Genomic DNA, 12,203 nt, shown 5'->3' on the forward strand with positions numbered 1-12,203 from the left:
AACGTCACCAAAGCCAATCAAATCTGGCTCACCGAGAAGGAGTTTCACAATGTCTCATACTGTTGATCTCACCCTGGATGGTCTGTCCTGCGGCCATTGCGTTAAACGGGTAAAAGAAAGCCTGGAAAAACGTCCTGATGTCGATACCGCTGAAGTCACCATTACTTCCGCACAGGTCACCGGCAGCGCGTCTGCCGAGGCGTTAATCGAAACCATTAAAGAAGCCGGATACGGGGCGGAGTTAAGCCACCCAAAGGCTGACCCGCTGGCAGAGTCATCAATCCCGTCGGAAGCACTGACAGCGGCGCCCACCTCGCTTCCGGCAGACGCGTCGTATGATGACAGCCAACAGTTGCTCATCGACGGCATGAGTTGCGCCAGTTGCGTAAGCCGGGTGCAAAATGCGCTTTCAGGCGTTCCCGGCGTGACCCAGGCACGGGTGAATCTTGCGGAGCGCACCGCGTTAGTAATGGGTAGCGCCTCCGCAAGCGAATTAATCAGCGCGGTTGAGAAAGCCGGATACGGCGCTGAAGCCATTGAAGACGATAACGAACGGCGCGAGCGCCAGCAGCAAACCGCCCAGGCGGCGATGAAGCGCTTTCGCTGGCAGTCCGCACTCGCGCTGGCGGTAGGTATCCCGGTGATGATCTGGGGCATGTTCGGCGACAATATGATGGTCACCGAGGATAACCGTGCACTGTGGCTGGTTATCGGCGCGATCACGCTGGGCGTAATGATTTTCGCAGGCGGCCACTTTTACCGCAGCGCCTGGAAAAGCCTGATGAACCGCACCGCCACCATGGACACCCTGGTGGCGTTAGGCACCGGGGCCGCGTGGCTGTTCTCCATGAGCGTCAACCTGTGGCCGCAGTGGTTCCCGATGGAAGCGCGCCACCTTTATTACGAAGCCAGCGCCATGATTATCGGTCTGATTAACCTCGGCCATATGCTGGAAGCCAGGGCGCGCCAGCGGTCGTCGAAAGCGCTGGAACGCCTGCTTGACCTTACGCCGCCCACCGCCCGCGTGGTTACCGAAAACGGCGAGCAAACGCTGCCGCTGGCGGAAGTCCAACCGGGTATGATGCTGCGCCTGACCACCGGCGATCGCGTTCCGGTCGACGGTGAGATCACCGAAGGCGAAGCCTGGTTTGATGAAGCAATGCTGACCGGCGAGCCGATCCCTCAGCAAAAAGGCCCCAGCGAGAACGTCCACGCCGGGACCGTGGTGCAGGACGGCAGCGTGCTGTTCCGCGCCAGCGCGGTCGGCAACCATACCACGCTGTCGCGCATTATTCGCATGGTGCGCCAGGCGCAGAGCAGTAAGCCGGAAATCGGCAAACTTGCTGACCGGATTTCTGCCGTGTTTGTCCCGGTCGTGGTGCTGATAGCGCTATTCAGCGGCGCAATCTGGTTCTTCTTCGGCCCGGCACCGCAAATCGTGTATACCCTGGTGATCACCACCACGGTGCTGATTATCGCCTGCCCTTGCGCGCTGGGCCTGGCAACGCCGATGTCGATTATCTCTGGCGTGGGCCGTGCCGCCGAGTTTGGCGCGCTGGTGCGTGATGCCGATGCACTGCAACGCGCCAGTACCCTCGACACGGTGGTGTTCGATAAAACCGGCACGCTGACCGAAGGTAAACCGCAGGTGGTCGCCGTGGTTGTAGCCGAAGGCATCGACGAGCAGCAGGCGGTGCGTCTGGCCGCCGCACTGGAGCAAGGCTCAAGCCACCCGCTGGCGCGCGCTATCCTCGATAAATCCCAGGAAATGTCGCTGCCGTCGGTGAATGGTTTCCGTACCCTGCGCGGGCTGGGCGTCAGTGGTGAAACCGAAGGCCATTCGCTGTTGCTGGGTAACCAGGCGTTACTGCATGAGCAGCAGGTGGACACCCGCGAGTTAGATGCAGAAATTGAACGCCAGGCCCAACAGGGCGCAACGCCGGTGTTGCTTGCCATTGACGGTAAAGCCGCGGCGCTGCTGGCAATCCGCGATCCGCTGCGTGAAGACAGCCGCGATGCGCTGGCCCGTCTGCATCGCGAAGGCTACCGCCTGGTGATGCTGACCGGCGATAACGCCATCACCGCTCAGGCCATTGCCAAAGAAGCAGGTATTGATGAGGTGATTGCAGGCGTGCTGCCAGATGGTAAAGCGGAAGCCATTGCCAAACTGCAACGCGAAGGCCGCCAGGTGGCGATGGTGGGCGACGGCATTAACGATGCCCCCGCGCTGGCCCAGGCGGATGTCGGTATCGCGATGGGCGGCGGCAGCGATGTGGCGATTGAAACCGCCGCTATCACGCTGATGCGCCACAGCCTGATGGGCGTTGCCGATGCGCTGGCGATTTCCAAAGCCACGCTGCGTAATATGAAGCAAAACCTGCTGGGCGCGTTTATCTACAACACGTTGGGCATCCCGATTGCCGCCGGTATCCTCTGGCCGCTGACCGGAACGCTGTTAAACCCGGTGGTGGCGGGCGCGGCAATGGCGCTGTCGTCGATTACCGTGGTCGGCAACGCCAACCGCTTGTTACGCTTTAAACCCAAAACCTGATACTAACCCCGGGAGGCTCTCCCGGGCTTATTTGCACGTTTCTGTTCAGCGCGTTAGCATGAGTTCTTTTACCGGGAACGCATCTATGGGCTTGTTCGATCGTCTGCGCGCACTGCTGGGGAACCTTTCTCCCGTTAATCCCTGGCCCGCCATCGACATTACGCTGCCCGATAAACGCTATCTTCACCTGGTCGGCAGCATCCATATGGGCACAAAGGATATGTCCCCGCTTTCAGAGCGCCTGGTTGAAAAAGTACGTCGCGCCGATGCCCTGATCGTCGAGGCGGATATTCGCGAAAGCGGTTCGCCGTTTGGCTTTGATCAGGCTGAACGCCCGCTGCAAGAGCGGCTCGATGCGGCAAGCTTTGAGCAGATTGAAAAAATCGCCAGCGAACTGTCTATTCCCCTTGCGCGCCTTGACCATCAACCCGCCTGGCAGGTGGCGCTAATGCTGCAAGCCCACCAGGCGCAAAGCCTGGGGTTACGCCCGGAATACGGTATCGACTATCAGCTATTACAGGCGGCGCAGGCCACTCATACCCGTGTGATTGAGCTGGAAGGCGCAGACAGCCAGATCGCGTTGCTGCGCCAGTTGCCTGAGCAGGGCCTGGGTTTACTTCACGACACGCTCACCCACTGGCACACTAACGCCCGGTTATTGCAGTTGATGATTGGCTGGTGGCTCGGTAACCCGCCGCGCGATAATAACGTCTCCCTGCCCAATACCTTCGCGCACGATCTGTATGATGTCCTGATGCATCAACGAAATATGGCATGGTGCGAATTCCTCCATAACCTGCCGCCGGGCCGTTACGTCGTGGCGGTGGGCGCGCTGCATCTGTATGGCGAAGGAAATGTTCCGGCGCTGCTGAAGAACCCGTAGCGGATGCGCAATTTTGTTCTATTTTTCCGCTGCCTTTGCTTTTAACCTTTTCTTATGACTGAGTGAACATCAGGGAACTACCATGACGCCCGCGGTAAAACTGCTCGAAAAGAATAAAATCACCTTCAAAATCCACGCCTACGATCACGATCCGCATGAAACCAATTTTGGCGACGAAGCGGTTCGCAAACTGGGGCTGAATGCCGATCAGGTGTACAAAACCCTGCTGGTCTCGATGAATGGCGACGGCAAGCAACTGGCGGTAGCGGTTACGCCCGTCGCTACCCAACTGGATTTGAAAAAGGTCGCAAAAGCCTTAGGCGCAAAGAAAGTGGATATGGCCGACCCGATGGTCGCGCAGCGCACCACCGGCTATCTGGTGGGCGGTATCAGCCCGTTAGGCCAGAAAAAACGCCTGCCGACGCTGATCGACGCACCCGCACGGGACTTTCCGAGCATTTATATCTCCGGCGGCAAACGCGGCCTGGATATCGAACTGGCGGCGGGCGATTTGGCCTCGCTGCTTAACGCCACCTTTGCAGATATTGCTCGCCGCGATTAGCGCCGATAAAAAAACCGGGGCTGCATCGCCCCGGTTCGCTGTGTTTTATTGCCAGCTCACTTCGCCTTTCGGTTCGTAAGCATTCACATCCAGCGGCGAGTTCTGTTGGATGTACTGTTTAAGCACTTCCGCATCAATAAACCCGGTATTCACATAGCCCGGCTGGTTATCGATTTGTGGATAGCCATCGCCGCCCGTGGCGTTAAAACTCAGGGTCGCCATGCGGTAAGTTTTATTGGGATCGACCGGCTCACCTTTGATTTTCAGGTCGCTCAGGGTGCCGCCCGAGGCGCTAAAGCTCACATTGGCGAACTGCGGGTAAGCCCCGGAATCCGGTTTTTTCTGCGCCACGACGGTGAGATATTCCACCACGGCATTGCCCGGCATATCGATATACACCAGGGTGTTGCCGAACGGCTGGACCTTGAGCACATCTTTATAGGTAATGTCGCCGGCCTCAATCGAATCACGGATACCGCCACCGCTCATTACCGCGAAATCGGCTTCGGTACGCGCCATCTGCGCCGCCAGAATCAGACGGCCGAGGTTGGTCTGCACAAAACGGACTTTACTGCGGTCCCCTTCCAGGTGTCCGTTGATGTTGCCGATTTTCACGTCCAGTTGCGCTTTGCCTTTGCTCTGGAACGGTGACAGCAGCGAAAGCATTTTTTGGTTTTCAGCGATTTCCGGGGTGTAAAGGATACGGTCGCTCTTGCCGTTATCCCAGGTGACTTTTCTCTTCAGGTTCACCGGGATCAGCTGATAATTCACCAACTTCATTTCACCGTTGCGGAATTCAAAATCCGCCCGGCCGACGTATTTGCCCCATTCGTGCGCCTGGACAATCCAGATACCGTTCTGGCGGTCCGGCGCGCACGGCGTGCCGGGCACGTAATCCTGCTGCTTTTTATTCTCCGCCGCCATACACACCGGATTTTGTGAGTGACCGCCAACAATCATTGCCAGTGCGCCTTGCGGCAGGCTACGCGCCATTTCCACATCACCCGGCGCGTTAGAGCCGTGTTCACCGTTATCGTAGTGCCCCATATGGGTGGTAGCGATAATCACATCCGGCTTTTCGGTTTGCTGTAGTTCCTGAATCACCAGCTTCGCTTCTTCCGCGGGTTTGCGAAATTCGATATCGGTAAAAAATTCCGGATTGCCGATTTTGGCGGTGTCGTCGGTAGTCAGGCCGATGACCGCGATTTTCAAATCCTGGCGCTTAAACAACGCCCAGGGTTTAAACAGCCGTTCGCCGGTGCTTTTCTGGTAAATATTGGCGGAGAGAAACGGGAATTTGGCCCACTTTTCCTGCTGGCGTAAAACGGTAAGCGGATTATCAAATTCATGGTTGCCGACGGTCATCGCATCGTAGCCAATCAGATTCATTCCGCGAAAATCGGGTTCCGCGTCCTGCAAATCAGATTCCGGCACGCCGGTATTGATATCGCCGCCGGACAGTAACAGTACGCTACCGCCCTGCTCGGCGACCTGCTGGCGAATGCCGTCCACCAGCGTTTTTTGCGCGGCAAGGCCATATTCGCCATATTCGTTACGCCAGAAGTGACCGTGGTGATCGTTGGTATGGAGGATGGTGATTTTATACGTTTTATCTTGCTCGTAAGCCTGCGCGGGCGCGCTCAGCATCCCGAAGGCCATAAACAAGGCCAGTGCCAGGCCGGATTTGGCTAACCCCATGTCAAAGCTCCCTTTAAAATAACTTTTAGGCAAAAGTATAGCGGTAAGCCACCCTATACCACTTCCTTTTCAGATTTGCGACTTTCCTCACTCAGAGATGCGCGGTATGTTAGCAGAGTAACTATTCTCCCTACGGATAATTACCTGCGTTATCCGTTAATAATAAAATCGTTTTCTGGAATCTATGGCATGAGTCAACAAACCCAGTCGATAACCGGGCAACCGGCTTCGCCGCCAAAAAGCCGCACCTCGTTCGGCATTTTGGGCGCAATCAGCCTTTCGCATTTACTGAACGATATGATCCAGTCGCTGATCCTGGCGCTGTATCCGCTATTGCAGGCTGAATTTACCCTGAGCTTTGTGCAAATCGGCATGATTACCCTGACCTTCCAGCTCACCTCGTCGCTGCTGCAACCGGTGGTCGGACATTATACCGACAAATACCCGATGCCCTGGTCGCTGCCGATTGGCATGTGCTTTACTCTCTGCGGCCTGGTGCTGTTGGCGATGGCAGACAGTTTCCCGATGGTGCTGCTCGCGGCGGCGCTGGTCGGTACCGGTTCGTCGGTGTTTCACCCTGAATCGTCCCGCGTAGCGCGTATGGCCTCCGGTGGCCGTCATGGCCTGGCGCAATCGCTGTTTCAGGTAGGCGGCAACTTCGGCAGCTCTCTCGGCCCGCTGCTGGCGGCTATCATTATCGCGCCGTATGGTAAGGGCAATGTGGGCTGGTTTGTGTTGGCCGCGCTGCTGGCGATTGTGGTGCTGGCGCAGGTCAGCCGCTGGTATGCCGCGCAGCACCGTCTGGCGAAAAGCCGGCCGGTGGTGAAAATCGAAAACCCGCTGCCGCGCCCGCAGGTGATTCAGGCAATTAGCGTGCTGCTGATCCTTATCTTCTCGAAGTACTTTTATATGGCGAGCATCAGTAGCTACTTCACCTTTTACCTGATGGAGAAGTTCAGCCTGTCGGTGCAAAGCGCCCAGCTTCACCTGTTCGGCTTTTTGTTCGCCGTGGCGGCGGGCACCGTCATCGGCGGGCCGGTGGGCGATAAGATTGGTCGCAAACTGGTCATTTGGGGTTCCATCCTCGGCGTCGCGCCCTTTACACTGATCCTGCCTTACGCCAATTTATGGTGGACGGGCGTGTTGACGGGCATCATCGGCTTTATTCTGGCCTCGGCGTTTTCGGCAATTCTGGTGTATGCCCAGGAGTTGATGCCGGGACGCATTGGGATGGTTTCCGGGTTGTTCTTCGGTTTCGCCTTCGGCATGGGAGGCCTTGGTGCAGCAGTGCTTGGCTTCGTTGCTGACCAGACCAGTATTTTTCTGGTTTATAAAATCTGCGCTTTCCTGCCGCTTTTGGGGATACTCACGGTATTCCTGCCGGATAACCGCCGCAAAGCGTAACGTAACGCGGCCAAAGCTCTGTTTTGGCCGCTGCTGTACCCCGCATATCCTCACGCTTTATGCTCAATAAAGACGGAAATCCACTCTCTGGTGCTGTTTTCTCGTCCAAATGCCATTTTTCTTCAAATTTCAACAATTATTCATAAACGAGACGTATGAAATTGTCATAAACTATTTGCAGGAGGCTTGGTTTTAACCAGGTCGGGAGCCACTGGATACGAAAGGAGACGGAATGCATCACGCCACCCCGCTTATCACCACCATTGTCGGCGGCCTCGTGCTCGCTTTTTTGCTGGGCATGCTGGCCAACAGGTTACGTATATCACCGCTGGTGGGATATTTGCTTGCTGGGGTTTTAGCAGGGCCATTTACGCCGGGTTTTGTGGCTGACACCAAATTAGCGCCAGAACTGGCGGAGCTTGGGGTTATCCTGCTGATGTTCGGTGTGGGATTGCATTTTTCAATTAAGGATTTGATGGCGGTAAAGTCGATAGCCATCCCGGGCGCCATCGCACAGATTGCGGTGGCGACGCTGTTGGGGATGGGGCTTGCGTATACGCTTGACTGGTCACTGATGACCGGCATCGTATTCGGATTGTGTCTTTCCACCGCCAGTACCGTGGTACTGCTTCGGGCGCTTGAAGAACGGCAGTTAATTGACAGCCAGCGCGGACAAATCGCTATCGGCTGGCTGATTGTTGAAGATTTGGTGATGGTGTTGACGCTGGTATTGCTGCCCGCCGTGGCAGGAATGCTGGAAAAAGGCAACGTCGGGCTGGCCTCGCTGTCGCTGGATATGGGGATCACTATCGGCAAAGTCGTGGCGTTTATCGCCCTGATGATGCTGGTGGGCCGCCGCGTGGTGCCGTGGATCCTGGCGCGCAGCGCCGCGACCGGTTCCCGCGAACTGTTTACCCTGTCGGTTCTGGCGCTGGCGCTGGGTATTGCGTTTGGTGCGGTTGAACTGTTCGACGTCTCTTTCGCGCTCGGTGCGTTCTTCGCCGGGATGGTGCTCAACGAATCGGAACTGAGCCATCGTGCCGCCCACGACACGCTGCCGCTGCGTGACGCCTTCGCGGTGCTGTTCTTCGTCTCTGTGGGGATGCTGTTCGATCCGCTGATTCTTATCCAGCAGCCGCTGGCGGTGCTGGGTACGGTGATCATCATCATTTTCGGTAAATCACTGGCGGCGTTTGCGCTGGTGCGGTTGTTTGGTCATTCTCAACGGACGGCGTTAACCATTTCCACAAGCCTGGCGCAGATTGGTGAATTTGCTTTCATCCTGGCGGGCCTCGGTATGGCGCTCGATCTGCTGCCGCAGGAGGGTCAGAATCTGGTGCTGGCGGGGGCGATCCTGTCGATTATGCTCAACCCGATCCTGTTTGCCATCCTTGAAAAATATCTCGATAAAACCGAGACCCTGGAAGAGCAAACGCTTGAAGAGGCGCTGGAAGAAGAGCAGCAAAACCCGGTGGATATCTGCAATCATGCCCTGCTGGTGGGGTATGGCCGCGTCGGCAGCCTGCTGGGCGAAAAGCTGATGGAGCAAGGTATTCCGCTGGTGGTGGTCGAAACGTCCCGGACGCGGGTTGATGAATTGCGCTCACGCGGTATTCGCGCCGTTCTGGGCAATGCCGCCAATGAGGAAATCCTGAGCCTGGCGCATCTGGATTGCGCGCGCTGGCTGCTGCTGACCATTCCCAACGGCTACGAGGCTGGGGAAATCGTCGCGACGGCCCGCACCAAATGCCCGGATATCGAAATTATCGCCCGCGCCCATTACGATGATGAAGTGGATTACATCAGCGAACGCGGCGCTAATCAGGTGGTGATGGGCGAGCGGGAAATCGCCAACACCATGCTGGCGCTGTTGGGTAAACCCCAATTGGATGAGGCGGTAACGGGGTAATTCCGGTTAATCACTTTCATCAATAAAAAAGGCTGGTCAGCAATGCTGACCAGCCTTTTTATTGGGCGCTAACCTACCGCTCCCAGTACGCCTCTTCAAGGCTATCTTCACGCTCCGGCAGGCCGCGAGTCAGTCGCGGAGAGTGCTGGTTCAGCACCTGGTAGCTAACGCGGTTGGCGTATTTGCACACCTGGGCCAGCGACGAGTACGTCAGCCAGTTAAATTTGTGCTTGCTGGAGTTCGGCACGTTAGTGCGATGGTAGTTATTGGCGGTGATGTCGTGCAGCAGCGCCGCCAGTGCGCCATCGCCTGCCCCGTTGGTGTTCATGATTTTTTCCGGCCCGCCCATATACGGCGCGATATGCGAGAAAATACGCAGCGGCTGCTGGCAATCCTGTAAGCGCATCACGCGGCTGAATTCATACTGGTTGAACTCGGCAATCGCCCCCGGCAGCAGCGGATGCTGGGTCTTGCGCTTCGCCTCTTCTTCGGTATAACCCGCCATATATAAGCCTACCGGCCCGGCGGTGCACAGCACCAGGTCAACCCAGTCCAGCGCTTTATCGGACGCCAGCAACGGGTCGCTTTCTCCGGTCAGCGCCAGCGCTTCCTCTTCGTTCATCGCCAGAATCGACACGTGTTCTTTCAGGAAGTCACGCCACCATTGCGGGTTATCGGCAATCACGTACTTAGTGCCCAGCGTCAGCACCACCGGCACATTGTGCTTTTTGGCGTAACGAATAGCGGTCATGGTAGCTTCCGGCATCGGTTCGCCCGGCTTGCAGCGCACCAGATAGGAGGTCAGCACCAGCGCCGACGCCCCGGCGATCACCGCTTCAGGAATGCTTTCCGGGCGTAGCTGGTTCATATGGCCAGGGCTGATGGCAAAGGTGCGCTCGCCCTGGTCGCTGATCAGCGTAAAGCAGCGGCCAATTGCGCCGTCAACGCCCTGAAGATAGTTCAGGTCGGTACGGCTGGAAGTGTTGCACAGATAACGGTAGGCATAGCTGCCTGGCGTGATGTTATTGCACATCACGCCCAGCAGTACCGAGCGGTCATCGGCCAGTACCGAGTAGTTGTGCATGGTATTACCGATGGTGCCACCGGCAAACTGGTGGGTAATCAGCTTTTCGCGCACCAGCTCCTGATAAAGCGCTTCCGCCACATCATCTTCAATTACCAGCGAATGACCGAGGCTTAAGCCGTAACGCGCCACAAACGCATCGTCGACGCGCGCTTCGATATCCACCAGCGTCTGGTCAATACCCACCACCCATGACGGGCTGGCTTCGTTATCGGGTAAAGCCTGTTGCAGCAGTAACGGGTCGCGCAGGCTGACGGGAAAATAGTGTTTGGATTTACGTTTACCGGGAAATTTCATGGGATGTGGATCGGTGGCTAATCAGGCGGAGCATGGTAACACACTCCGCCATCGGGGTGCGATCAGCGATAGCGCGAGACCAGTTGCACCATCATCTCGATGTGCGCCGCATCGTCATTCAACGCCGGAATGTATTCGTATTTCTCACCGCCTGCCTCAAGGAAGATTTCGCGGTTCTGTTCGGCGATCTCTTCCAGGGTTTCCAGACAGTCCGCCGCAAAGCCTGGACACATCACCTGAATATGTTTGATGCCTTTTTCCGGCAGCATTTTCAGGGTTTCGTCGGTATACGGCGTTAACCACGGCTCGCGGCCAAAGCGCGACTGGAAGGTCATCATGGTCTTTTCCGGTGCGATTTCCAGCGCGCCGACCAGTTCGCGGGTGGTATCGCGACAGCGTTGCGGATAATCGTCGCCCTCATCGGCGTAACGTTGCGGAATGCCGTGATAGGACATCAACAGCAAATCCGGCTCGCCGTATTGGGCGAAGGATTTCCGCACCGTGCCCGCCAGCGCGTTGATGTAAGCGGGATGATCCGCGTAATCGCGAATAAAATTCACGCCCGGAATACGGCGATAAAGCGCGAGGATGCGCGCCAGCTCATCCCACACGGCGGCCACCGTGGAGCAGGAATATTGAGGATAAAGCGGCAGCACGATGATATTGGTGACGCCATTTTCGACCAGCTCCGCCATGGCGTTATCCAGCGATGGCCTGCCGTAGCTCATGCCCAGCACCACCGGAATATCGGGCAAGCGCGCCGATAGCGCCTGCTGTTGGCGGCGGCTATATACCAGCAGCGGCGAGCCTTCTTCCATCCAGATCGATTGATAGAGTTTAGCGACACGAGGAGAACGCAGTGGCAGGATCACGCCGCGCAGCAGCGGCCACCAGAGCAATGGAGAGGTGTCCACGACGCGTTTGTCGCTTAAAAACTGGCGTAGATAGCGTTTAACAGCGGGCGCCGTCGGGGCATCCGGTGTACCGAGATTGACCAGTAAAATACCTGTTTTTTCGAAACGCATTACCCGCCCTTACCTGACTAAATGGCTGATAATTGTAGCTGAAAACCTGGCAGGATAAATCTATTGATATGAGAGCCAACTCCCTTCTTTGGGAAAGAAAAGCGCTGGCTCTGTGTGACGCGGCGAGGAATTACCCGAGGATTTTTTCCAGTTCCGCGCGCACTTCGCTGACCGCTTTGGTGCCGTCAACTTTCGCGTACTGGGTGTTGCCCGCCTGCGCTTCTTGCTGATAATAGCCGATCAGCGGCGCGGTCATCTGATGGTATTCCACCAGGCGCTTACGCACGGTTTCTTCCTGGTCGTCTTTACGGGTGGTCAGCTCTTCGCCGGTCACGTCGTCTTTACCTTCCACTTTCGGCGGATTGAATTTGACGTGGTAAACGCGGCCAGACGCAGCGTGTACGCGGCGGCCAATGATACGGTCAACAATCAGCTCATCCGGCACGGCGAACTCAAGGACGTAATCGACCTTGATGCCCGCTTCTTTCATGGCGTCGGCCTGCGGGATAGTGCGCGGGAAACCGTCGAGCAGGAAACCGTTGCGGCAATCTTCCTGAGCAATGCGCTCTTTTACCAGGGCAATCACCAGCTCATCGGTCACCAGTTTACCGGCGTCCATGATGTCTTTAGCCTGTTTGCCCAGCTCAGAGCCGGATTTTACTGCGGCGCGTAACATGTCACCGGTAGAGATTTGCGGAATGCCGTATTTCTCCATGATGAACTGTGCCTGAGTACCTTTTCCTGCGCCCGGAGCGCCGAGCAGAATAATACGCATTGCGTAATTCCCCAT

The 12,203-nt window shown here is 56.9% G+C and carries 9 protein-coding genes; 5 read left to right on the plus strand and 4 right to left on the minus strand.

Annotated features, from left to right (window positions below):
• Positions 1 to 49: 49 nt before the first annotated feature.
• The 3 genes from copA to ybaK all read left to right on the plus strand — a co-directional run bounded on the left by copA (position 50) and on the right by ybaK (position 3,996).
• A complete protein-coding gene (gene copA, locus RT120_RS05175; protein WP_312980242.1) occupies positions 50 to 2,551 on the plus strand; it encodes a copper-exporting P-type ATPase CopA in 2,502 nt (833 codons plus the stop codon).
• Positions 2,552 to 2,636: 85 nt separating this feature from the next.
• A complete protein-coding gene (locus tag RT120_RS05180; protein WP_312980244.1) occupies positions 2,637 to 3,434 on the plus strand; it encodes a TraB/GumN family protein in 798 nt (265 codons plus the stop codon).
• A gap of 82 nt (positions 3,435 to 3,516) precedes the next feature.
• Positions 3,517 to 3,996 carry a Cys-tRNA(Pro)/Cys-tRNA(Cys) deacylase YbaK gene (ybaK, locus tag RT120_RS05185; protein WP_312980246.1) on the plus strand — a complete coding sequence of 160 codons (480 nt, stop codon included), beginning with the start codon at positions 3,517 to 3,519 and terminating at the stop codon, positions 3,994 to 3,996.
• Between the two features lie 45 nt (positions 3,997 to 4,041).
• Here the strand turns inward: ybaK and ushA are convergent, their stop codons facing one another.
• Positions 4,042 to 5,694, minus strand: a complete 1,653-nt coding sequence (gene ushA / locus RT120_RS05190) for a bifunctional UDP-sugar hydrolase/5'-nucleotidase UshA (protein WP_312980248.1) — start codon at positions 5,692 to 5,694, stop codon at positions 4,042 to 4,044.
• A gap of 189 nt (positions 5,695 to 5,883) precedes the next feature.
• Here ushA and RT120_RS05195 point away from each other — a divergent pair, with 189 nt between their 5' ends.
• Positions 5,884 to 7,098, plus strand: coding sequence for an MFS transporter (locus tag RT120_RS05195; protein WP_312980251.1), 1,215 nt, complete (start codon positions 5,884 to 5,886; stop codon positions 7,096 to 7,098).
• 232 nt (positions 7,099 to 7,330) lie between these two features.
• Positions 7,331 to 9,007 carry a YbaL family putative K(+) efflux transporter gene (gene ybaL / locus RT120_RS05200; protein ID WP_312980253.1) on the plus strand — a complete coding sequence of 559 codons (1,677 nt, stop codon included), beginning with the start codon at positions 7,331 to 7,333 and terminating at the stop codon, positions 9,005 to 9,007.
• Between the two features lie 73 nt (positions 9,008 to 9,080).
• On the opposite strand, the gene RT120_RS05205 is transcribed toward ybaL, so the two are convergent.
• The 3 genes from RT120_RS05205 to adk all read right to left on the minus strand — a co-directional run bounded on the left by RT120_RS05205 (position 9,081) and on the right by adk (position 12,188).
• Positions 9,081 to 10,388, minus strand: a complete 1,308-nt coding sequence (locus RT120_RS05205) for an inosine/guanosine kinase (RefSeq protein ID WP_312980255.1) — start codon at positions 10,386 to 10,388, stop codon at positions 9,081 to 9,083.
• Between the two features lie 62 nt (positions 10,389 to 10,450).
• Positions 10,451 to 11,413, minus strand: a complete 963-nt coding sequence (hemH, locus tag RT120_RS05210; protein ID WP_312980258.1) for a ferrochelatase — start codon at positions 11,411 to 11,413, stop codon at positions 10,451 to 10,453.
• A gap of 130 nt (positions 11,414 to 11,543) precedes the next feature.
• A complete protein-coding gene (gene adk / locus RT120_RS05215; RefSeq protein ID WP_312980261.1) occupies positions 11,544 to 12,188 on the minus strand; it encodes an adenylate kinase in 645 nt (214 codons plus the stop codon).
• Positions 12,189 to 12,203: the final 15 nt, after the last annotated feature.

The sequence above is a fragment of the Atlantibacter sp. genome, assembly GCF_032062175.1.
Classification (GTDB): Bacteria; Pseudomonadota; Gammaproteobacteria; order Enterobacterales; family Enterobacteriaceae; genus Atlantibacter.

Excerpts from the sequence above, each read along its gene's own strand:
- copA (WP_312980242.1), top strand. The coding sequence starts at position 50 with ATGTCTCATACTGTTGATCTCACCCTGGATGGTCTGTCCTGCGGCCAT.
- RT120_RS05180 (WP_312980244.1), top strand. The coding sequence starts at position 2,637 with ATGGGCTTGTTCGATCGTCTGCGCGCACTGCTGGGGAACCTTTCTCCC.
- ybaK (WP_312980246.1), top strand. The coding sequence starts at position 3,517 with ATGACGCCCGCGGTAAAACTGCTCGAAAAGAATAAAATCACCTTCAAA.
- ushA (WP_312980248.1), bottom strand. The coding sequence starts at position 5,694 with ATGGGGTTAGCCAAATCCGGCCTGGCACTGGCCTTGTTTATGGCCTTC.
- RT120_RS05195 (WP_312980251.1), top strand. The coding sequence starts at position 5,884 with ATGAGTCAACAAACCCAGTCGATAACCGGGCAACCGGCTTCGCCGCCA.
- ybaL (WP_312980253.1), top strand. The coding sequence starts at position 7,331 with ATGCATCACGCCACCCCGCTTATCACCACCATTGTCGGCGGCCTCGTG.
- RT120_RS05205 (WP_312980255.1), bottom strand. The coding sequence starts at position 10,388 with ATGAAATTTCCCGGTAAACGTAAATCCAAACACTATTTTCCCGTCAGC.
- hemH (WP_312980258.1), bottom strand. The coding sequence starts at position 11,413 with ATGCGTTTCGAAAAAACAGGTATTTTACTGGTCAATCTCGGTACACCG.
- adk (WP_312980261.1), bottom strand. The coding sequence starts at position 12,188 with ATGCGTATTATTCTGCTCGGCGCTCCGGGCGCAGGAAAAGGTACTCAG.